Source organism: Aromatoleum toluolicum, assembly GCF_012911005.2.
Lineage (GTDB): Bacteria > Pseudomonadota > Gammaproteobacteria > Burkholderiales > Rhodocyclaceae > Aromatoleum > Aromatoleum toluolicum.
The window spans coordinates 28063-50094 of the sequence record NZ_WTVS01000043.1; the positions used below are offsets into that span (position 1 = coordinate 28063).

The following is a 22032-nucleotide window of genomic DNA, read 5'->3' on the forward strand; positions in this document are numbered from 1 at the left end:
AGGCTCCTTGTGGAGCCACACAGTTCGGTGACGGGCGATCAGCTCACGCCCAGATGTTTATGCAGCAGGTCGGGGTTCGCACGAAGCTCGGCGCTGCTCGCCTCGTGGGCCACCTTGCCCTTCACGAGGATGACGTTGCGGTCGGAAATCGACGTGACCGCCGCGTGGTTCTTGTCGATGACGACGGTGGCGATGCCGGTGGCACGGATCTGGCGAATGATGAACCAGATCTCCTTGGCGATCAGCGGCGCGAGCCCCTCCGTCGCCTCGTCGAGGATCAGCAGGTCCGGGTTCGTCATCAGCGCGCGGCCGATCGTCAGCATCTGCTGTTCGCCGCCCGAGAGCTGGCTGCCGCCGTTGTTGATCCGTTCGCCCAGGCGCGGGAAGGTGTCGAGCACGCGCTGGTAGGTCCAGTCGCGCCGCCCGTCGACGCCCGGTTTCGCCCCCATGATCAGGTTCTCGCGCACCGTCAGGTTCGGGAAGATCCCCCTGCCCTCGGGCACGTAGGCGATGCCCTTGCGCGCGATGAGATAGGGCCGCGCGCCCGTCATGGTCTTGCCGCGCACCGCGACGCGGCCGTGGCGCGGGCGCACGTGGCCGAGCATGCTGCGGATCAGCGTGGTCTTGCCCATGCCGTTGCGGCCCATTAAGCCGACCGTCTCGCCGCGGCTGATGTGGAAATCGATGCCGTGCAGGATGTGGCTGCTGCCATAGAACGCGTGCAGCCCTTCGGCTTCCAGGAGTACGTCACTCATCGTCCGACTCTCCATCACCCAGATAGGCTTCCTGAACCGCGACGCTGTCGCGGATCTGGTCCGGCGGTCCGCTTTCGAGCACCTGCCCCGCCACCATCACCGTAATCACGTCGGCGACCGCGAACACCGCGTCCATGTCGTGTTCGACGAGCAGGATGGCGTGGTCCGGGGTGAGCTTCTTGAGCAGCGCCACCATCGACTGCGACTCTTCGGGGCCCATGCCGGCAAGCGGCTCGTCGAGCAGCAGCACCGAGGGCGATGTCGCGAGCACCATCGCGATTTCCAGTTGCCGCTGCTCGCCGTGGCTCAGCGTCGCCGCAACGACATCGCGCCGCTCGGCAAGCCCGGCCTGCGCGATCGCGCGGTCGGCGGCGTCGCGCAGGTCGGCGAAAGAAATCGCCTTCGAGAAGATGCGCAGCGCCCGCGGTGCGCGCGACTGCGCGGCGAGGCGACAGTTCTCGAACACCGTGAAGGCGGGAAAGATGTTGGTGCGCTGGTAGCTGCGGCCGATGCCGGCGCGCGAGCGCTTGTCCGGGCTCCAGCCCGAGATGTCCTCGCCGCGGTAGAGGATCTGCCCCGCCGAGGGGGGCAGGTCGCCCGACAACAGGTTGATCAGCGTCGACTTGCCGGCGCCGTTGGGTCCCAGAACGGCATGCAACATGCCTTTGTGCATGTCCAGCGACACGTCCCTGTTCGCATACAGGCCCCCGAATCGGCGCGACATCCCGCGTGCCGAGAGAACGAGCTCAGCCATTGCGGTTGCCTCCCCCGATCAGCAGGCCCTTGAGGCGTTGCGGCAGGCTCGACAGGCCGCCGGGCAGCACCATCACGACGGTAACGATGACGACCCCCATCAGCAGCTGCCAGTGCTTCGTCAGTGCGGAAAACACCTCCTGCAGCACGACGAATGCAAAGGCTCCGATCGCGGCCCCGTTCAGCGTCCCCATGCCGCCCAGGATCACCATCAGCAGCACGTTTCCCGACTGGTGCCAGGAAAGGATTTCCGGCGTGACGAAACCGTACTGGCAGGCGGACAGGAATCCTGCCAGCCCCGCGAGTCCGCCTGCGGTGACGAACCCGGCGAGCTTGTACAGGAACACCGGAAAGCCGAGCGACAGCATGCGATGCTCGTTGCTCCGGATCCCCGCCAGCGCATGGCCGAGCGGGGAGCGCAACAGCACCCGTAGGAACACGTAGGCCACGACCAGCAGGACCAGCACGATGTAGTAGAACTGCATCGGCTCGTTGAGGTCGAGCAGCACCTTCTCGCCGATGCGCAGTTCCGGCTTCACGTTGAGGAAGGCCCCGTCCGAGCCTCCGCCGAGCGGCGTGTCGTGAAACACGAAGTAGATCATCTGCGCGAACGCGAGCGTCACCATGATGAAGTAGATTCCCTTCGTGCGCAGCACGAAGAGCCCCACGACGAAGGCGACCGCCGCGCCGGTAAGTACCGCTCCCGGCAGGACCAGCAGGAGGTTTCCCGGATCGTACTTCGGCGACAGCAGCACCACGCTGTAGGCGGCCACGCCGAAGAACGCCGCGTGGCCGAAGCTGACGAGACCGGTGAAGCCGACCAGCAGGTCCAAGCTCATGGCGAAGATCGCCATGATCATGATCTTCCCGATCAGTTCGTTGTAATAGCTCGAACCAAAGATGGGGAAAAGCGCCAGCATCAGCAGCACGAGCGGCAGGTAGTTGCGGGATTTCTTGCGCGCGAGCGGCATCGTCAGATCCTCCGGAAGATGCCTTCGGGCCGCCACAGCAGCACCGCGGCCATCAGCACATACACGGCAAGGCCCGCATAGTCGGGCGCGATGACCTTGCCGAAGGTATCGGCCAGGCCGATCAGCAGCGCGGCGACCAGCGCGCCCCACACCGACCCGACGCCACCGATCACGACGACGACGAAGCAGATGATCAGCACCTGGTTGCCCATGCCGGGATACACCGACGACACCGGGGCCGCAAGCATCCCGGCGAAGGCCGCGAGGGTGACCCCGAGGCCGAACACGATGCGGTAGATCAGGTCGATGTTGATGCCCAGCGCCTGCACCATCTCGCGGTTCGAACTGCCCGCGCGGATCATCATCCCGAGGCGCGTGTGGCGGATCAGCCAGTACATCACGATCGCGAGCAGGATGCAGACGGCGGACATGAACAGCCGGTAGACGGGATAGCTCAGCGTTTCGCTGAGCTGGATCGACGCCGACAGCAGCTCGGGGATCGGCACCCCGTGCACGTCGTCGCCGACGAGCAGGCTGCGCAGCTCCTCGAAGATCAGGATCAGGCCGTAGGTCAGCAGGACCTGGTCCAGGTGGTCGCGTTTATACAGCCTGCTGAACAACGCCCACTCGAGCAGGAAGCCGATCAGCACGCTCAACGCGACGCCCACCACAATCGCGACGAGGAGGTTGCCCGAGAGGGCGGTGAGCGAGAACGCCATGTAGGCGCCCATCATGTAGAAGCTGCCGTGGGCGAGGTTGATGATCCCCATGATGCCGAAGATCAGGGTCAGTCCACTGGCCACCAGGAACAACAGCAGTCCGTACTGAAACGAGTTCAGCAACTGGATCAGGAAGGTCGAGAAATCCATCGCCGTATCCCTCCGGGCGCACCGGGCGCCCGAGTGAAGGTGAAGCGGATCGCGCATTCGCCACCGGGATGGCGAACGCAGGCCGTAGCACTGGTGCCGCGCCGACGGGGCTCGTACTGCGCGGGGGCGCCCCCTTTGCTGCACGCCCGCACAAGCCCCGCCGGGGCAGGCAACCGGGGTTACATCCGGCAGCCGCGCGCCGGATCGGCCAGCGCCTTCGCGGCGACCGAAATAACCTTGTTCTGCTTCGCCTCCACCTTGCGGAGATAGATGTCCTGCACCGGGTTGTGCGCCTTCGACAGCGTGAAGCGCCCGCGCGGACTGTCGATCGTCGCCTTCTCCATTGCTGCGATCAGCGCCTCGCGCTTCGTGACGTCGCCACCGACGCCGGCCAGCCCCGCCGCGAACAGCTGCGCCGCATCGTAGCCTTGCACCGAATACACGTCCGGCTGCATCTTGAATGCCATCGCGTAGGCGGAACGGAAGGCCTTGTCCTTGGCGATGTCGAGGCCGTCGGCGTAGTGCAGTGTGGTCAGGATGCCCTCGGCCGAATCGCCCTGCGCTTCCAGCGTGCCGTCGGTGAGGAAGCCGGAGCCGTAGAGCGGGATCGTCTTCTTCAGGCCGGCCGCGTCGTAGTCCTTCACGAACTTGACCGCACCGCCACCGGCAAAGAACACGAACACGGCGTCGGGCTTGAGCGCCGCGATTTCGGTGAGATAGGGCTGGAACTCGACGTTCGGGAACGGCAGGTACATTTCCTTCACGACCTTGCCGCCCGCCTTCTCGAAGGCTTCCTTGAAGCCCGCGACCGACTGCTCGCCGAAGGAGTACTTCCAGCTCAGCGTGACGACGTTCTTGTGCTTCTTCTCGGCCATCACCTGCCCCATCGCGTAGGCGGGCTGCCACGCGGAGAAGGAAGTGCGGAAGATGCTGGGCGAACACAGCGGGCCGGTGATCTCGTCCGCGCCGGCATTCGGCACGATCAGCAGCGTCTTGGTCTCGCGCGCGACGCGGGTCATCGCCAGCGCCACGCCCGAATGCACGGTGCCGATCAGGACGTCGACGTTGTCGCGCTTGATCAGCTTGTTGGCGTTCTCGGGCGCCTTCGCCGCATCCGACTCGTCATCGACGGTGAAGTACTCGATCTCGCGCCCGCCGAGTTTGCCCCCACCCTGCTCCACGGCGAGCTTGAACCCGTTGGTGATCGCGGTCCCCAGCGCCGCGTAGGTTCCGGTATAGGGCAGCATCAGCCCGACACGGATCTTGTTTGCGCTTTGGGCGAACAGTGGTGCGCCGGGCAACGCGAGACCTCCCGCGATACCGGCAGTGGACAGCAGGAAACGACGGCGATTGAATCCTTGCTCCATTTCACACTCCTCCTTTGGTTAGGCCGCTTCGTGCGGCTCTGGTTATGTGCTGGCTGCGGGATCTACGCCCCTGACAGCGAACGCAGCTTGAATCGCTGGATCTTGCCGGTTGCCGTCTTGGGCAACTCTTCGACGAACTCTAGCCACCGCGGGTACTTGTACGGAGCGAGCTTGCTCTTGACGTGGAGCTTCAACTCGTCGGCGAGATCCGCCGCGGGCATGCGTCCGGGCTTCAGCACGACGAAGGCCAGCGGCTTGATCAGGCCGTCATCGTCCGCCTTTCCGACCACTGCCGCTTCGAGCACTGCAGCATGCGTGATGAGCGCCGATTCGACCTCGATCGGCGAGACGTAAATGCCGCCGACCTTGAGCATGTCGTCGTTGCGCCCCGCATACACGTAGTTGCCGTCAGCGTCCTGGCTGTACTTGTCGCCGCTGCGCGTCCATTGGCCGACGAAGGTCTCGCGGCTCTTGCTGCGGTTGTTCCAGTAGAGCGCCGCGCTGGTGGGACCGCGCACCTGAAGCTCGCCGGCCTCGCCAGGCGCGACCTCCTCGCCGTCGTCGCCGATCAGGCGCAGCTCGTATCCCGGCACCGGCTTGCCGCTGGTGCCGTAATGGACGTCCCCCGCACGGTTCGAGAGGAAGATGTGCAGCATCTCGGTCGAACCGAGTCCGTCGAGGATCTCGACGCCGAAATGCTCGGTCCAGCGCTTGCCCACTTCGGCCGGCAGGGCCTCGCCGGCAGAGGCGCAGCGGCGGATCGACAGCTCCTCGCGCCCGGGGAGCGCCGGGCTCGCCAGCATCGACGCGTACAGCGTCGGCACCCCGCAGTAGATCGTCGGCTGGTGCTCGCGCAGCACGCGGAACACCGCATCCGGCGTCGGCCGTTCGGCCATCAGCACGGCGGTGGCGCCCGCGGCGAGCGGGAAGGTCAGGCCGTTGCCCAGACCGTAGGCGAAGAAGAGCTTCGCCGCCGAGAACACGACATCGTCCTCGCGCACACCCAGGATCGGCGCCGCATACAGCTCGTACGTGTTGATCAGGCTGGAGTGCAGGTGCACCGTCCCCTTGGGGGCGCCGGTGGAACCGGACGAATACAGCCAGAAACAGGGATCGTCGCAACAGGTCTGGGCCGCCTCGTACGGCGGGCGCGGGGATGCGATGAGTTCGGCGAAATCGAGATGTCCGCCGCGCGTGCCCGCATCGCCGCCCGAGACGACGACGTTCTTGACGAACGGGCTGGCTTCGATCGCGCTGGAAAAGGCCGGCAACAGGACCGACGAGACGACCAGGCCGCGCGCGCGGCTGTCGCGCAGCATGTAGGTGTAATCGGATGCCGTCAGAAGCGTATTGACGGGAATCGGCACGACGCCGGCCTTGATGCAGCCGAGAAAGGCCGTGGGAAAATCAACGGTATCAGTCAAGCACAGCAGCACCCGCTCTTCCATGCGGATGCCCAGTTCGCCCAAGGCATGCGCGAAGCGGTCGATACGTTCGGCGAGCTGCGCGTAGGTATAGCTTCCCGCGTGGTCGATCACCGCAGTCTTGCTGCCGCGCCCGGCGCGCAGGTTGCGCTCGATGAGGTCGTGCGCAGCGTTGTACTCGCGCGGGATGGTGATGCGCGGAGGACTGACACTCTGATCCGCGACGCTGAGTTCTGCCATTTACTCCTCCTCTACTTATGGTTCTTGCTGGCGTGGCGTTGCGGATCTCTCAGTGAATCGTCATTCCGCCATCGGCCGCAAGGATCTGTCCCGTGACATAGCTCGACGCGTCGGATGCGAAGAACACGAACACCGGCGTGATCTCCTCCGGCTCGGCCCAGCGCCCGAGCGGGATCCGGTCGAGGTACTTTTCCTTGAAGCGATCGTCGGTGCGGATCGTCTCGGTCATCGGCGTGGCCGCTCCCGGCGCGATCGCGTTCGCGGTGATGTTGTAGCGCGCGAGCTCCTTCGCGGTGCTCTTGGTCATGCCGAGCACACCGGCCTTGGCCGCGCTGTAGTTGATCTGCCCGATCGTGCCGAGCACGCCGGCTGTAGAAGTCACGTAGATGATGCGGCCGTACTGGCGTTCGATCATGCCGCCGACCACCGCCTGCAGGCAGTTGAACGCACCCGTCAGATGCACGGCCAAGACCTGATTCCACTGATCGGGCGTCATCTTGCTGAGCATCGCCGTGCGGGTGATGCCGGCGTTATTGACGAGGATGTCGATGCGGCCCCATTCGGCATTGACCCTGGCGGCCATCGCCTCGACCTGCTCGCGATTCGCGACATCACAGGCCACGCCGATCGCCTGACCACCCGCTTCGACGATCTGTGCCGCGACCCGGTCGGCTGCGGCGAGATTCAGGTCGATGACTGCGACCTTCGCGCCTTCACGCCCGTACGCCTTCGCGACCGCCGCGCCGATGCCCTGCCCCGCTCCGGTCACGATTGCGACCCTGTCCTTCAACTGCATGCAAGTCCCCTTTAACCGCATGGCGGCGATGCACCGCCGGTGAACTGCAAATGCTCCCCCGCTTCAGAAAAGGCCGGGGTGGAAGGAAAACGGCCAATGCCGCGTCCACCACCCCGGGAAGGGAGAGACCTTATGAAACGTTTGGCGCCCTGGCGTCAGGCCTTCGGCTTCGCCAGCACCTGCTCGGCGAAGTTCTCGTCGAACATCGCGCCTTCGGCGATCAGCTGACGGTACTTGATGAAGTCGATGACGTCCTTGCCGGTCTGCTTCTTGCTGTCGAACGCTGTGAAACCCAAGTAGGCCTCGTGGTTCATGTTCGCAGCCAGCCAGTGGCGGTTCGCGACCTTGAGCTGATCCCAGAAGAACTTCTTCTTGCCGCGGATGCCCTCGATCGTCTTGACCAGGCAATGCGGGAACAGGTTCGTGAACTTCCACACCAGCGCATTGACCGCTTCGTCGAGCTTCGCAAAGTCCGTCGTGCATTGCCCGATCAGCTCCTTCGCTGCCTTCGCCTGCTCCGGGGAGACGGGTTCGCCGTACACCAGCTCGCCGTCGTCGACGTAGGCGTCGGTGCGCACGAGCGGGTTGCGCACCCACTGGCCATCTTTCTTCAGCACCGGAACGACCTTCGTGACGAGGTTCTTCGCCTTCATCTTGTACGCGCTCCACGGCTCGCACGAGATGCAGTTGTACATGGCGTCCTCCATGTTCAGCATCCACGGCAGGAAGTCGGTCGAGCCGCCGTCGGGCGCGCTGCCGTGCTTCGGGCCGGCCTGGCCGAACACCGCCATGTCGGAGGTCACGGTCAGGTCGGTCGCCATGCCGATCTCCTGGCCGCCACCGACGCGCATGCCGTTCACGCGACAGATCACCGGCTTCTTGCAGTTCAGGATGCCGTCGACCATGGCATTGAACAGATCCATGTATTCGCCATACTCGTTCGGGCGCTTCGAGTAGTAGCCTGCATACTCGGCCGTGTTACCGCCGGTGCAGAAGGCCTTGTCACCGACAGCGGTGAACACCGCGGCCACGACCGAGCGGTCCGACGACGCGCGTTGGAAGCCTGCAATGACCGCCTTGACCATCTCGGTCGTGTAGGAGTTGTACTGCGTCGGGTTGTTCAGGATGATCCAGGCGGCGTACAGGCCCGGGACCTGGTTGCCCTGCGGATCAGTGACGGGGCGCTTCTCGAAGATCACGGAAGGCGCTTCGGTGCCGAAATGCTCCTCGCCGAGGAGGGCGTGATCCTTGAGGTGGTTGTCGCGGCGCAGCCAATCGAGTGCCATGTGATGTCTCCTGTTTTGTCCAGTGGTGTGCGTGATCAGAAATCGGGCGTCAGGATGACGCGACGCTTGAGCTTGCCGTGGTGCGCCTCGTCGAACACCTGTTCGATCTGGCTCATCGGGCGGGTTTCGACGAAGGGTCCGAGCTTGATGCGCCCGTCGAGGCACATGTCGCGCACGGCGGCATAACGATCCGGCGGGCAGCCCCAGGTGCCGATGATCTCCGCATCGAAGGCCATCAGCTTCGACAGCATGTAGTTCGTTTCGGCCGTGCCGTAGCCGACGATGACGAGCTTGCCGGTGAAGGACAGCAGCGACAGCGCCAGCTCCTGGCCGGGCTTGCTGCCGGTGACCTCGAAGATCTTCCAGCCGTAGTTCGACGGCAGGCCGCGCTCCTTGCAGAAGCCCTTGAAGAGCTCCTTGACGTCCTTCGCGCTCTTGTCCTTCGGGTTGATGATGAAGTCGGCACCGAAGTCCTTCATCATCGTCAGCTTTTCTTCATTGATGTCGATGCCGATGACGGCCTTCGCGCCCATGCCCTTGGCGGTCTGCACCATGAAGCTGCCGACGCCACCGGCCGCGCCGACGACGATCACCAGGTCGTCCTTCTTCAGGTCGGCGCGCACGGCGGCCTGGTAAGGCGTCGTCACGGCATCGGCGACCACGGCGAGGTGCTCGAGCGGCGTGCTGCCGCGGTTCTCGACTACGCACAGGTACTTCGACTGCGCGACGATGTGGCTCGAATACCCGCCATAGATGCCCATCGAGTTGCCCGGCATCTTCTGGCTGAGACAACGATTCCCGCGGCCGGTCTTGCACAGCTCGCACTCGCCACAGGGGATCACGGCCGGCACGATCACTTCCTTGCCGATCATCGACGCTTCGCCGCCGATCACGGTGCCCGAGATCTCGTGGCCCAGCGACAGCGGGGGCTTCTGCACCGTCGGCACGCCCATGTAGTAGTAGGACAGATCGGTATGGCACACGCCGCAGCCGGCAATCTTCACGACGACGTCGCCCGGCCCCAGTTCGGGCATCGGCACGCGGGTCTTCTGCAGCTTGCCCGGCTCGGTCATCTGCCAGGTATCGATGAATTCAGGAATCACGCTTTGTCTCCCTTTAGCTTTCAGTAGTCATGTGAGGCGCTGCGGTTATCTCCCTCCCCTTCAAGGGGAGGGCCGGGGTGGGGATGGGTTTAATGCTTCACCGCAACCTAGACCCATCCCCATCCTGTCCTTCCCCTTGAAGGGGAAGGAACCTGCTAATCACATTTCTCAAGTATTCCGCCAAACCGGTTTCCGCTTCTCCAGGAAGGCAGCCAGCCCTTCCTTCGCGTCGTCGGTGTTCATCAGCTCCTTCAGGTAAATGTTCTCCGCGGTGTCGAGCGCGGCGCCGAAGGGCTTGTCTGCAACGGCACGGATCGTCTTGCGCGTGCTGGCGAGCGCGGCACGGCTCAGGCCCATGAAGGGCGCGACGAAGGCCTGCACGTCGGCGGCGAAGGTCTCCTTCGCGAACACGCGGTTCACCAGCCCGATCGCCTTCGCCTCGTCGGCGCCGATGTTCTCGCCGCCCAGCAGGAGTTCCAGCGCACGGGCCGGCGGCACCAGGCGCGGCAGCAGCACCGCGGCGATCGGCGGGAACACCGCGAGCTTGATCTCGGGCTGGCCGAACTTCGCATTGGAGGCCGCGACGAGCATGTCGCACGCGATCGCGACTTCCATGCCGCCGCCGAGCGCAACGCCATTCACCGCTGCGAGCGTCGGGATCTGCAGCTGCTGCATGCGGCGGAAGATGCCGTGGAAGACCTCGATCATGCGGTCGACCTTGTCCGGCGTGTGGTCCGCGACCTCGACGCCGGCGGAGAAGGCCTTCTCGCCCGCACCGGTGATCATCAGCAGCTTCACGCTGGTATCGGCCTGGCACAGATCGAGCGCGACGTTCATCTCCTCCATCGTCGGGATGTCGAGGACGTTGAACGGCGGGCGGTTGATCGTCAGCGTCGCGAGGCCGTCGGCCACGCCGTAGGTGATGAACTGGAATTGCGCTTTACTCATGGTGTCTCCCCTGGTTCTCGTTCGCTGTGCGCGTCTTCGGGTGTTTCAGTTTTCGTTCTTCATCTGCAGCCGGTAGGGGCAGACCGCGTCACAGTCCGCACAGCACACTTCGCCGTCGCAGCGGATGTGCCACAGGTCCGCGCCGCAGTTCGTGCATCGGCACTTGGCCTCGGGCTTGATGGCCGGGCGGAGCTCCTCCGCCGACCAGAAATCGATCACCTGTCCCATCGCGTGCTCCTCAGAACAGGTCGTCCAGCTCGTCCGATCCGCCGCCCGGCATCTTTCCGTACTGCTGCAGGTAGGCCTGGATCATCTGGCTTTCACGCGAGGTGAAGAGTGCGGCTTCCTCGAACACGAAGTTCGTCGCGTCGCCGCCCCGCTCGAGCTGCTCCATCAAGCCATCGCGGAGGTTCTCCACGCCCTTGATCATCAGCACGTTCTTGTCGCCATCGAGCAACTGGAACACGCCCGACTCGGTCGGCACGGAGGCGATCGTCGCCTCGTCGAACTTCAGCGAGGACTCGGGCGGCAGCACCGCGTCGGCAATCTTCGGCGCGAGGTTGCACTTGAAGCAGCGCGCTGCCTCGGCGCGTGCCGTCGCATCGTCGAAGCCCAGCTCGACCTCGTCCCAGCCGGTGCGCTGTTCAGGCGCCAGCATGATCGGGTGGAACTTGCGGATCTTGTTGAAGCCTTCCTTGCGCCCGATGTAGGGGCTGGTCTCCCAGCCGTCACGCAGCAGCACTTCCGAGATGTCGCCGTCGCCGCCGAGCACCACGTCCATCGCGGAGGCCGCGACGCGGCCCTGGGCGACCGACTCGATCAGCGTCGAAGGTCCGAGCACGCAGTCGCCGCCGGCATACACCTTCGGCCGGCTCGTCAGCATCGAATCCTCGCGCACCGTGATGCGGCCCTTGCGGTCGGTCTCGACGCCGAAACCCTCGAAGCGATTCGGGAACTGGCCGATCGCGGCGATCACCAGATCGACGCCCTCGACGACTTCCTCGCCAGTCTCCACCGGCTTGCGGCGGCCCGACGCATCGGCCTCGCCGAGCGCCATCTTCGCGTACGTGATCTGCAGGCGATAACCGTTGGTGCCCGGCTCGATCTTTTTCGGCGCGAGCAGGTAGCGGATATTCACGCCCTCCTCCACGCAGCCCTCGAACTCCTCCAGGCGCGCCGGCATTTCCTCGCGGGTGCGGCGATACACCATGTCGACCTCGGCACCGAAGCGGCGCGACGAACGCGCGTTGTCCGTCGCGACGTTGCCGCCGCCGATCACCGCCACCTTCTTGCCGGTCTGGATACCCTCGGGCGTATTCACAAGGCCCATCGTCACGGCCTTGAGGTAGGTGGGGCTGTCGACCACGCCGGGCAGGTCGTCACCGGGAATGCCCAGCCTGTCGCCGCCCTGCGCGCCGATACCGACGAACACCGCGCCGTAGCCATCGTTGAAGAGCGTATCGACGCTCTCGACCTTGGCACCGTAGCGGAACTCGACACCCAGGGCCGAAACTTCCGCGACTTCGTTGTCGATGACTTCCGCCGGCACCCGATAGGACGGGATACCGTAGCGCGCCATGCCGCCTGCGGCCGGCTGTGCATCGAAGATGGTCACGCCGTGGCCCTGCTTGGCGAGGTAGTACGCCACCGTCAGGCCCGCCGGACCGGCGCCGATCACGGCCGCCTTCTTGCCCGTCGCCGGCAGCTTCTTCGCATGCTCGCGCCACAGGCCGGTGTCGTTGTCCGCGGCGATGCGCTTGAGATTGCGGATCGACAGCGGATCGTCGAGGTCCTTGCGGCGGCACGCCGATTCGCACATCGCGAAGCAGGCACGGCCGAGGATGCCCGGGAACGGCAGCCGCTCGCGCACCACGGCGATCGCCTCGCCGTACTTGCCTTCCGCCGCGAGCTGCACGTAGCGCGGCACGTCGATGCCCGCCGGGCAGGCATTCTTGCACGGCACCATCGACTCCTCGCGCTTGGCCGGGTCGAGCGTGCGGTCCATCAGTGCCCCCGTCGGGCACACCGTCACACAGGCCTGGCAGAAGGTACAGCCGGATTCGATCAGGGTCGGCGCGATGGTGCCGACATAGGTGCGCTTGCCCTGGGGCGTCTCGACTTCCTTCACCTCGAGACAGCCCACGCCGCGCACGTCGTTACAGGCGACGAGGCAGCGGCGGCAATCGATGCACAGGTTGTAGTCGCGATCGAAGAACGGCTCGTCCTTGATGATCGGCAGCTGCGCGGGCTTGTAGGGCGGCGTCGTGTTCGGGATGCCGATGTAGTCGGAAACCTTGCGCAGCTCACAGGACGAGAAGATTGTGCAGCAGCGTGTCTCCGGCGGGTTGCCGTAGGAGCACTGCGAGCGCGAACAGCCGTCGCGCTGCGGACAGGTGAGGCAGACATGCGGGTGCGGGCCGAGGATCTTCGCCAGGTTGGCCTGGCGCACTTCCTTGATCGCCGCCGACGTCGTCGTCACGACCATGCCGGCCGTGACGGAGGTCGAACAGGCCTTGGACAGACCGTCCGTGCCCTCGATTTCGACCATGCACAGGTTGCAGCCGCCCTCGCCCGCGCGGCGCTGGCCGGCCGGGGGAAGATCGGGGTGCGCGCACAGCACCGGAATGTACAGGCCCGCGGCAGTCGCCGCATTCAGGACCGACGCGCCCGCCGGTGCCTCGACCTCGACGCCGTCGATGCTCAGCTTCACCGGCGCGCCGTACTCGGCCATCCCGACCGGCTTGCTCGCGTTCCACCACCTGATTTCCGATGTCTGTACGGCTTCCATGTCTCTCTCGTCCTCTATTCTGCGCCGGGCTTCGCGTGTGCCCGGTCCAAGCCGTTCTTAGGCAGCCTGCGCGAGTTGCACGTAGCCGGGGTAGTAGCTCCCCTGGCACGCTCCCGCGCGCACCGCTGCGATGAAACTCGCCATGTCGGTCACGGGCTGCGAGAACTTCGTCGCGCACCGTCCGACGGCAATCGTCTTGTGGCAATCGCTGCCGCCCAGCGCAGGCAGGGCCATGTGGCGAGCGGCACTGATTGCCAGGTCGTTGTCGCTGTCGAGATTGCCGCCGTTGTGCGTTTCCACGGCGGCGATCCCGGTGATGTCGAGCAGGCCGTGCAGCAGGCTCGACACCCCGACCTCGCGGAACGGATGGGCCGGCACGCAGATTCCGCCAATGCTGTTGATGTGCTCGATGACGTCGTTCATCGGGAGGTAGTTGTCGCGCCCCCAGATGTTCCAGCCGTCATCCTCGACACCGTATGCCAGCATGTGCCCGCGATCGGTTGCGATCTCCACGCCCCGCAGCACCAGGAAACCCTCGTCGCGCGCCACCTGTTCAACCGGCAGCGACGCTTCGTACGAGTAATGTTCGGTGATGCACACCCCGTCGAGTCCCAGCTCCTTCGCGCGGCGGATCAGATCCACCGGCTCGAGCCAGTTGTCGTAGGAATACTTGGTATGGCAATGGCAATCGATCCACATGGGACGGACTCCGTGCGCCGGCTTGGCCGCTCAGGAAACGCTGTACTCGAGGTTGATGCGCTTGGACGGCGAGAAGCGCTGGCGGGAGAAGAATTTCTCCAGCGCGAAGTCGTCCCAGTTCACCAGCGTGTAAACCTTCTTCACGCCCGCGGCCTTCATGTTCATCATGAACTGGTCGAGCAGTTCGCTCGCCACGCCGCGGTTCTGGAAGCGCGGATCGACGCCGATCGTGTCGATGGTCGCGGTCGAATCCGGAATGCCGAACTCGCCGAAATAGATGTCGCCCATCACGAAACCGGCGACCTTGCCGTCGATCTCGCACACCAGCGAGGAATTGATATTGTGCTTCGGGTTCAGGATCGCATCGAGCTTGCGCTCGTAGTAGTCGCGACGGTTCTGCTTTGAACCTGCTGCGTCGATCTCGACGATCGCGTTCAGGTCTTCCTTCTTCAGCACCCGCATCACACGCTTCTGGTCAGACATTTACCTATCTCCTTTGGTTGGCAGTTGCGCTTTCTTGCGTCACCGCCTCTCAGAACAGTTCGTCTTCCTGCTGGGGCTTCGCCGAGCGGCGCGTGTATACCGTGCCGATCACCTTCCCCATTTCCTGATCGGTGTCGAGGCAGGTCGTACAGCCATCGCCTTCCGTCTTGTAGCTCTCGACGTGCACCTCGAAACCCATGCCCCGGTAAGCCTCGGCGATCTCGGACAAGCGCGGTTCGCCGATCGTCGTCAGCCGCTTCCAGCCTTCACGCAGCAACCGCTCCTCGACGTCCTCTTCGCGCACGGCGGACGCCAGCTTGATCGGGATCGTCTTCTTCGTGCTCATCGCGGAACCCTCCGTCATCGCCGGGAACATGTTCTTCTCCTTACCAGGAATGCTTGATCGCGCCCGGCGTACAGGCGGTGGTACAGGGCAGGCTGGTGTAGCCGCCCGCAGGCTTGCACCCTGCGCAGTCGTAGGCGAGCGCGCGCGTGCACTCCTTCTTCACCCACGCCACTTCGTCGTCATAGTCGTCGGTGATGATTTCGAACATGTGCTTGGGGCACGCGGTCAGGCAGGCCCGATCCGCGGCACAGTCGATGCACTTGTCCGTGTCGATGCTGATGTAATACTCGCCGGAACCGTCCTTGTAACCGTAGTTCGCGATCATGTTCGTCCTCCTGGATTCGTTTGCGCCGCGCCCCGCCGAAACCCGCCATACCTCAGGCGGGTTCCGGCGACGGTCGTGGCCCTGGCACCAATTACTTGGCGGCCTGCTTCTGCATCAGCGTGTAGCCGAACAGTGCCGCGCCCAGCGCGCCGGCGATCTGGCTGTCGATCTTGGTCTCGACCTGCTTGATGCCCAGCAGCCGCTCGATCCGCTTCACGACGCCCGGGTTCTTCGCGATGCCGCCGGTGATGAAGAAGCCTTCCTCGACACCGATCCGCTCCAGCAGGCTCACGACCCGCTCGGCCATCGCCTGGCAGTAAGCCGCGATCACCATGTTCTTGGTGTAGCCGGCCTTCAGCAGACCCAGCGCTTCGGACTTCGCGAACACCACGCAGATCGACGACACCGCTTCCGGTTCGGTCTCGACGTCGAAGGAACGCGGGCCCAGTTCGGCGATGGGGATCTGCATCAGGTCGGAGATGACTTCCATGCCGCGACCGGTACCGGCTGCGCACTTGTCGTTCATCAGGAAGTTGGTGACCTTGCCCTTCTCGTCGCAGTGGATGGCCTTGCAGTCCTGGCCGCCCATGTCGAGGATGGTGCGCACCTGGTTGCCGCCCATGTAGTTCGCGCCGCGGGCATGGCACGCGATCTCGGTGATCGCCTTGTGGGCGAAGGGCACGTTCACCCGGCCGTAGCCGGTGCCGACGACATAGTTGATGTCCTCGAGCTTCATGCCGATCTTGTCCATGATGCCCTGCAGGGCGTTCTTGGCCGAGTCCGGCGAGTTGTTGCCCGTGCGCATGCTGTTGTAGCCATACAGCTCGCCGTCACAGACCAGCACCGCCTGCGAGGACACCGAACCGACGTCGATGCCGCAGGTGATGATCTTGGCGTCCTTCCAGTTCTTGGTCTCGTCGAACCAGGTGTTTTCCTGCCAGCGCCAGAATTCCTTCTTCTCGGGGGCGGCGGTGGCGGCAGCAACTTCTGCATTCATTTGATCGCTCCTTTATCCGTGTCGTTTCGCGTATCGGTTCAGTGCTGGCGTTCGGCCGCAATCAGCGCGCAGCCGATGGCGCTGACGAATTCCGGCATTTCGGGCAGCAGCACCTGATCAACGTCCATCGCGCTCTTCAGCGACTGGACGAAACCGGGGTTGTGACCCATGCCACCGATCAGCACGACGTTGCCTTCGATGCCGACGCGACGAACCATCGCGCACACCCGGCTCGCCACCGCATCCAGCACCGCCTTGGCGATGTCTTCCTTCGGCGTCGAGGAGTGGATCAGCGACACCACTTCGGATTCCGCGAACACCGTGCATTGCGCGTTCATCGGGATGCTCTTGTCGGAGCGCAGGCTGGCTTCGCCGAATTCCTTGAGCGACAGCTGCAGCGCGCGGCTCATCGCCTCGGCGAAGGAGCCGGCACCCGCGGCGCACTTCTCGTTACCGGCGAAGTCGATCGCCTTGCCGTCCGGATCGGTCTTGATGCCGCGACCTTCCTCGGCACCGACGTCCACCACGGTGCGGGCCTGCGGATACATGAACACTGCACCGCGCGCCCCGGCAGTCATCTCGGTGACGCCTTCGTTGGCGAAGCCGACCTGGCCACGGCCAGCGCCCGTGGCGAAGATCGACTTCACCTGGTCACGGCTCACGCCTGCCTCAGCGAGCGCAGCGCTGAAGGCGGCTTCGGCAGCCTGGTCGGCGTCAAGATCACCCGGCATCATCAGATGAGCCTTCTTGACCGCGAAGCTCGGCTCCTTGGCACCTTCCACCTTGATTTCTTCCAGCAGCACCACCTTGACGCTGCGGGAGCCCATATCGATTCCAGCGGTAATCATTCTCGTCTCCTCTTCGCTCTGTTTCAGATCAGGCGGCCTGGCGGCGCACGCCAAGCTGTTCCATGAAGGCGTCGACCCGTGCCTGAGTGCGCACTTCGTCGAACTCGCGCTCGTCGCCCATGTTTCCTTCGAACGTCATCACCGGAGTACCCGACTTCGCGATCGCAAGGCGGTTTTCCATGATGCCGACCGACAGACCTTCGCAACCGCGGTTCAGGTGCAGCATCACGCCGTCGACCTGCCATTCCTTGATGATGCGCAGCATCATGTCGCTCTTGATGGTGGGATCGTAGAAGTGCTGCCACTGCGGCTTCGACAGGTTCCAGTCGGCATACAGGCGCACCGCGGTGTCGCGATCCTTGATCTCGATGCCCTTGTCCCACGGCAGCGTGCGGCCACCCCAGGTACCATCGGCCTTCTCTTCCCAGATGCCTTCCAGCGCGAAGGTGTAGAGCGAGCCGATCGACACCGCACCGTAGGTCTCGAGGTAGCGGAAGATCTTCAGGAAGGACCAGGGCGGCTGCGTATCCGTCATCAGGCGGATCGTCTCGTTCGGCACGGCTGCGATGCCGCGGGCGACGCGATCCTTCACTTCCTCGTACAGCTCGTCCATGAAATCCGCGCACCATTGCGCCGACTTCGACAGCGTGCAGAGCACGTACAGCGAGTACATCGTCTTCTCGTCGAGCGGCGCCGGCTTCACCTTGTTCAGCGCGCAGATGTCCGCCCAGCGGGAGGTCGAACGCATCTCGTTCTTCACCGCCTTGATGAACAGCTCGTCGTCGAACTTGCGGCCGCTGGCCTTCTCGACGAACGCGATGCCGTCGTGCAGCTGGTTGGCGACATAGTCGAGACGGGCGTCCGTCATGTCCTTGTAAGGACCCACGCCGACGTCGAGGTAGAACTCGGGGATCTTCTCTTCCTTCGCGACGTGCTGGTACCACTTGGAGTGCGAGCAGCAGATCTGCGTCTGGAACACGAAGTCGGGCTTCGGGAACTCGCCGCCGAAGGCGTACTTGTTCAGGTGCATGCCACCCCAGTAGATCCGCATGTACGAGCACAGGTCACGGGCGAAACCGTAGGCTTCGGCCGCGTCCATGCACTCCTTCGCGAACTTGCGGTCGTGGGCGACGGCTGCGGCGTACGGCTCGCCGGTCAGCGAATAGACGTCCTCACCAAGACCGGCGGGAATGGCGTCGAGCGCCCAGGCCGAGCCGGACCAGCGGATGCCGCCCTTCTCCTTCGCCCGCGCGTAGTTCATGTAGTACTGCTCGCGCAGTTCCTTGGCTTTCTTCCAGAGCTTCAGCGGCTCGGTGGGGTACTTGTTCATTGCGTTCATCGTTAGCTCCGCAGTCTCGGTTCAGAACAGTTCTTCTTCGCTCAGCGTCTCGAGGAATGCCTCGATGCGGATGCGGAAGGGGCCGATCGGGTTCGTGATGTCGAACTCGAGGAACAGCGTCGGAATGCCGTTGTCTTCGAGATGACGCTTCAGATCCGGGTAATCGCCCTCGTGCGGATCGCAGAACTTCTGCTGCAGGAAGATCGCGCCCTGAACGTCGTACTCCTTGGCCAGACCGAGAACGTGGTCGAAGCGGGTGTGGGCCGGGTAATCCTTGGTCGGACAGGCCGGACGATCGCAGTAGCGCTCGGCGATCGCCTTGATGACATCGCCTTCGGGCTTCGAGGCATTCCAGAAGTAACGGCTGCCGGAGCACTGGTCATCGATGACGATGGTCGCGCCAACCGACTCCACCATGCCCATGAAGGCGATGTCGTCGTTCTCGGAACCGATGGTCATGAAGCGCGCACCCGTCTTGCGCTCGACCTTGCGGGTCGGCAGCGCAGCGAGGGTCTTCTTCAGCATCTCGTTGTGCTCGCGCTTGTCGATGAACTGCGCGGTCAGCGATGCGTAAAGCGCCTCGACGCCGGTGACCTTCGGGTCGGCTTCCTTGCGGTATTCATACAGTTCGCGCAGCAGGCGGCGGTTCTCGTCGCACACGGCGAGCGCGTCGCTCAGCATGGCGTCGGTGATTTCCTTGCCGATCAGCGTCTGCAGGAACACACGGAAGGACTGCACTTCCTCGTAGTGCGCCTTGCGGGCATGCGGCGACTGGACTTCGTTGGGCATCGGCACGTAGTAGTCCCACTTCACGGTGGGGACGTGCAGGCGCCACGAACCGAAGGTCTGGCGATACTGGATACACGACTGGGTCAGCGTGACGCCTTCCGCGTAGTCGAAGCGACCCAGCAGGCCCTGCGCGAGCGAGTCGCGGCAGAACGGGCAGAACATGCCGAAGATGTGCGGCTCGGTCACGTTTTGCGGCTCGTGCGCACCAAGGACGCGCACCGGCAGCATGCCGGCCGCGATCAGCAGCTCTTCCGGCGTGTAGGTGCACATCGTTGCCACCACCTGGCCACCTGTCCGCGCCTTCCAGTCGCGTGCATAATCGTGGCGCTTCTCGTACCAGGTTTTGAACTGGTCGAACAAACCATCGCTCATCGAACTATCTCCTCTGATGTGTTGCGGATCCCGTCCCTGAGTCCGCCCTTGCTGCATTATTGTGCCTGTACTGCATGATTTCGCATGTTACGCACTGCAGTGCAGGCGATGTTGATCTAAGTCAAATGTCGGACACGTTTGCATGCACTCGATTGCATTTCTTAGGTAGAAACCTGCAACAGCGCTTGCCGCAATGCAGCAACAAATGCATTTTGGTGCATCGCAGCACGCGCTGAAATGCGAGACCGGGGGAAGCGTGTCCGAGCGGACACGCCTCTCGAACGCTTGGCGCAAAGGGCTTGCAGGTAAAACGGGAATGTCGAGAGAGAAACCGGGAGCGCGGGATGCAGCATGCTGCACTGCGGAAGCCGCTTTTTCGAAGATATTCGGGGCCGGTTTGCCTTGCTGACTGCTGGCGCGCCTTCGCGCGTTGTTCCGGACCCGACGCGCACGAAACTGCATGCGCCAGATGACTCAGGCGGCGATCAGGACGCACCTTTCGCCTACCTTATCGAAGTCCCACCGCAGGGCTTCGACAAGCTTGGCCCGGCCCGAGTCCTCTTGCCGGATCAGTGATGCACGCTCAGCGTGCCAGGACTTCGAGGATGTCCAGGAAGGATTGCTCGACCGTTCGGCCGGATGTATCGATGATGGCGTCCGCCTTGCTGTACATGGTCGTCCGGCCAGCCAGGATGCGCTTCAGGTCGTCCATCGCCTCCTGGTTGCCGTGCATGGGGCGGTAGTCCCCCTGCGCCATGACGCGCGCCATGTGCTCCTCGGGGGATGCGCACAGCCAGATCGTGAAGCACGATGACAGCAGCAGATCGAAGTTGGCCGGCTCGGACACGATGCTGCCGCCCGCGATCAGCACAAAGGCCTCGTTGTTTGCGACCACCGACTCCAGCCCGCGACGCTCGTAGCGGCGGTATGCCGTCTGGCCGTACAGCGAAAAGATTTCGGACAGATCGGCCCCGGCTTCCTGTTCGATCACTTTCGCGAGCTCGAGGAAGGGCACCCCGAGGTGCTCGGCCAGCATCGTCCCCAGCGTGGTTTTCCCCGCCCCGCGCAAGCCGATGAAGGCGATGCGCTGCCTGCGCGCGCTGCGCCCCGACGATTCGAGCTCGTTCTGGAGCAGCCGGCGCGCCCAGTCATGCGTCTTGGGCGGAAAACGGCTCAGGTACTGGATCAGCAGCGTCAACTCGGGCGACTGCTCCGTCTCCTCGCGCACGAGGTCGACGATGGGAAAGCCGAGCCCCTGCGCGATCTGACGCAAGAGGATGATGGAGATATTGCCGTGCCCCGTTTCCAGCTGCGCAAGATAACGCTCCGACACACCGGACTGCTGCGCCAGCATCTTGCGTGTCATTCCCCGCTGCGCTCGCAGGTCGCGAATGCGGTCGCCCAACATCAGCAGGTAGTTGTTCTCTTCTAACGACAGGTCCGGGCGTTTGAGCCGTGATGAGTTCTCGTCGTTGGACATCGGGCTACCCCTATTTGTGCGGCAGTAAAGTGCCGGTGAATTATAGTGCTCAAGGTTGGGCGCGATTGCAACATGCGGATGGGTCGCCGGGCATTCGTGGTAACCGCAAAAAGTTGCCCGCGAGTGCTCCCGCGCCGAAGCAGGAGACGCCGGATAATGCATATGGCATCATTCATGACTCCACCCGCAAGTGAAAGTCATGAACCGCGGAAAACTGCATAGCCTCGCCGTCGTTGCGACGGTTTCCACCTTCTTCGCGCCCGCCTGTCCGGCACAGGTGTTCAAGTGCGTGTCCGGCAACGGCCACGCAAGCTATCAGGCACTCCCGTGCGAACACGACGGGGCACACATGGACCTCTCCGTGCGCGTCCCCGAGCCGGCGGAACAGGCGGCCGCAAGGACCCGGGCACGCAAGGAACAACGGTTCGTCACCGAAATCGAATCCGCCCGGGAAGTCGCGCAGCGCAGCGCACGCGCCGAGCACAAGCAGCGCGACGCGGAGCGGCAGGCACACGCAGCGCGCTGTGCGAGCTACCAGGAGCGTGCGGAACGGGCCGAGGCGGACGCCAGACAACACCTGCGGCGAAACCGCTACAAGCGCGATCACGAATTGCGTGCGCGCACGCTGCGGGACCGCTACTTCAGCGAATGTCTCGCGGCCGATTGAACGTCTACTTGCCCGTCTTTTCCTCGACGATGCGCCAGCTGCCCGCCACGTTATCGAGCACGACGGTCTTCCGGTCAACGGATTTCAGCGTATCGCTGCGGTAATCCTGTCGGAATTGCGCCACGGCACGACCACCGTCGACAAGGATCTTCACGTCCGAGAGCTTCACGTCGATCGAAGACGCACCGCCGATACGTTCCCGCCGCAGCGCACGCCATTGCTCCAGCGGGCGACCATCGGCCGGGCGGAAGTCGGCAGCGTAATGGTCCAGATAGGCGTCGATGTTGCGTGCAGACCATGCGCCGGCCCAGGCATCCAGAGCATTCCGGACTGAGGTCTCGGCGCCTTGCGGATTCGTCGGAGCAGCATTCTCGGCGGCTGGGGCCC

Annotated in this window: 23 protein-coding genes; 1 reads left to right on the plus strand and 22 read right to left on the minus strand. The window is 64.1% G+C overall.

Going from position 1 to position 22032, the window contains the following annotated elements:
- Positions 1-38: 38 nt before the first annotated feature.
- From GPA27_RS18590 to GPA27_RS18690, 21 genes are all read right to left on the minus strand, one after another.
- A complete protein-coding gene (locus GPA27_RS18590; protein WP_169141982.1) occupies positions 39-755 on the minus strand; it encodes an ABC transporter ATP-binding protein in 717 nt (238 codons plus the stop codon).
- Positions 748-1509, minus strand: a complete 762-nt coding sequence (locus GPA27_RS18595; protein WP_169141983.1) for an ABC transporter ATP-binding protein — start codon at positions 1507-1509, stop codon at positions 748-750. Before GPA27_RS18595 ends, GPA27_RS18590 begins: the two co-directional genes overlap by 8 nt.
- Positions 1502-2479, minus strand: coding sequence for a branched-chain amino acid ABC transporter permease (locus GPA27_RS18600; protein ID WP_211165091.1), 978 nt, complete (start codon positions 2477-2479; stop codon positions 1502-1504). Before GPA27_RS18600 ends, GPA27_RS18595 begins: the two co-directional genes overlap by 8 nt.
- A gap of 2 nt (positions 2480-2481) precedes the next feature.
- Complete coding sequence (locus tag GPA27_RS18605; protein ID WP_169141984.1) at positions 2482-3348, minus strand: branched-chain amino acid ABC transporter permease; 867 nt, start codon at positions 3346-3348, stop codon at positions 2482-2484.
- A 179-nt stretch (positions 3349-3527) separates the two neighbouring features.
- Entirely contained in the window at positions 3528-4715 is a 1188-nt protein-coding gene (locus tag GPA27_RS18610) for an ABC transporter substrate-binding protein (protein ID WP_169141985.1), read from the minus strand.
- A gap of 62 nt (positions 4716-4777) precedes the next feature.
- Positions 4778-6379: a benzoate-CoA ligase family protein gene (locus GPA27_RS18615; protein WP_169141986.1), complete on the minus strand. Its 1602-nt coding sequence runs from the start codon at positions 6377-6379 to the stop codon at positions 4778-4780.
- A gap of 49 nt (positions 6380-6428) precedes the next feature.
- Positions 6429-7175, minus strand: a complete 747-nt coding sequence (locus tag GPA27_RS18620; protein WP_169141987.1) for an SDR family NAD(P)-dependent oxidoreductase — start codon at positions 7173-7175, stop codon at positions 6429-6431.
- A gap of 155 nt (positions 7176-7330) precedes the next feature.
- Positions 7331-8461, minus strand: a complete 1131-nt coding sequence (oah, locus tag GPA27_RS18625) for a 6-oxocyclohex-1-ene-1-carbonyl-CoA hydratase (protein ID WP_169141988.1) — start codon at positions 8459-8461, stop codon at positions 7331-7333.
- A 35-nt stretch (positions 8462-8496) separates the two neighbouring features.
- Positions 8497-9564 carry a 6-hydroxycyclohex-1-ene-1-carbonyl-CoA dehydrogenase gene (had, locus tag GPA27_RS18630; protein WP_169141989.1) on the minus strand — a complete coding sequence of 356 codons (1068 nt, stop codon included), beginning with the start codon at positions 9562-9564 and terminating at the stop codon, positions 8497-8499.
- A 168-nt stretch (positions 9565-9732) separates the two neighbouring features.
- A complete protein-coding gene (locus tag GPA27_RS18635; RefSeq protein ID WP_076600689.1) occupies positions 9733-10512 on the minus strand; it encodes an enoyl-CoA hydratase/isomerase family protein in 780 nt (259 codons plus the stop codon).
- A gap of 45 nt (positions 10513-10557) precedes the next feature.
- Complete coding sequence (locus tag GPA27_RS18640; protein WP_169141990.1) at positions 10558-10740, minus strand: hypothetical protein; 183 nt, start codon at positions 10738-10740, stop codon at positions 10558-10560.
- A gap of 10 nt (positions 10741-10750) precedes the next feature.
- On the minus strand, positions 10751-13300 hold the full coding sequence (locus GPA27_RS18645; RefSeq protein WP_246261239.1) for an FAD-dependent oxidoreductase: 2550 nt from the start codon (positions 13298-13300) through the stop codon (positions 10751-10753).
- A 57-nt stretch (positions 13301-13357) separates the two neighbouring features.
- Positions 13358-13999 (minus strand): CehA/McbA family metallohydrolase, encoded by a 642-nt coding sequence (locus GPA27_RS18650; RefSeq protein WP_169141991.1) that lies wholly within the window; start codon positions 13997-13999, stop codon positions 13358-13360.
- Positions 14000-14029: 30 nt separating this feature from the next.
- Positions 14030-14482 (minus strand): GNAT family N-acetyltransferase, encoded by a 453-nt coding sequence (locus GPA27_RS18655; protein ID WP_169141992.1) that lies wholly within the window; start codon positions 14480-14482, stop codon positions 14030-14032.
- A gap of 49 nt (positions 14483-14531) precedes the next feature.
- On the minus strand, positions 14532-14828 hold the full coding sequence (locus GPA27_RS18660) for a hypothetical protein (RefSeq protein ID WP_246261240.1): 297 nt from the start codon (positions 14826-14828) through the stop codon (positions 14532-14534).
- 40 nt (positions 14829-14868) lie between these two features.
- Positions 14869-15153, minus strand: coding sequence for a ferredoxin (locus GPA27_RS18665; RefSeq protein WP_076600695.1), 285 nt, complete (start codon positions 15151-15153; stop codon positions 14869-14871).
- A gap of 91 nt (positions 15154-15244) precedes the next feature.
- Complete coding sequence (gene bzdQ / locus GPA27_RS18670) at positions 15245-16150, minus strand: benzoyl-CoA reductase, bzd-type, subunit Q (RefSeq protein ID WP_169141994.1); 906 nt, start codon at positions 16148-16150, stop codon at positions 15245-15247.
- Between the two features lie 38 nt (positions 16151-16188).
- The gene (locus tag GPA27_RS18675) at positions 16189-16998 is read right to left on the minus strand and encodes an acyl-CoA dehydratase activase (protein ID WP_169141995.1); all 810 of its coding nucleotides are present in this window, start codon (positions 16996-16998) and stop codon (positions 16189-16191) included.
- A 28-nt stretch (positions 16999-17026) separates the two neighbouring features.
- Entirely contained in the window at positions 17027-18337 is a 1311-nt protein-coding gene (gene bzdO / locus GPA27_RS18680; RefSeq protein WP_211165092.1) for a benzoyl-CoA reductase, bzd-type, subunit O, read from the minus strand.
- 21 nt (positions 18338-18358) lie between these two features.
- Positions 18359-19498, minus strand: a complete 1140-nt coding sequence (gene bzdN, locus GPA27_RS18685) for a benzoyl-CoA reductase, bzd-type, subunit N (protein WP_169141996.1) — start codon at positions 19496-19498, stop codon at positions 18359-18361.
- Positions 19499-20081: 583 nt separating this feature from the next.
- The gene (locus tag GPA27_RS18690) at positions 20082-20978 is read right to left on the minus strand and encodes a helix-turn-helix transcriptional regulator (protein WP_169141997.1); all 897 of its coding nucleotides are present in this window, start codon (positions 20976-20978) and stop codon (positions 20082-20084) included.
- A 199-nt stretch (positions 20979-21177) separates the two neighbouring features.
- On the opposite strand from GPA27_RS18690, the gene GPA27_RS18695 reads away from it, so the two are divergent.
- Entirely contained in the window at positions 21178-21645 is a 468-nt protein-coding gene (locus GPA27_RS18695; RefSeq protein ID WP_169141998.1) for a DUF4124 domain-containing protein, read from the plus strand.
- 4 nt (positions 21646-21649) lie between these two features.
- Here GPA27_RS18695 and GPA27_RS18700 read toward each other — a convergent pair.
- Positions 21650-22032 (minus strand): YybH family protein (locus tag GPA27_RS18700; RefSeq protein ID WP_169141999.1); only part of this gene is annotated, 383 nt, incomplete at its 5' end.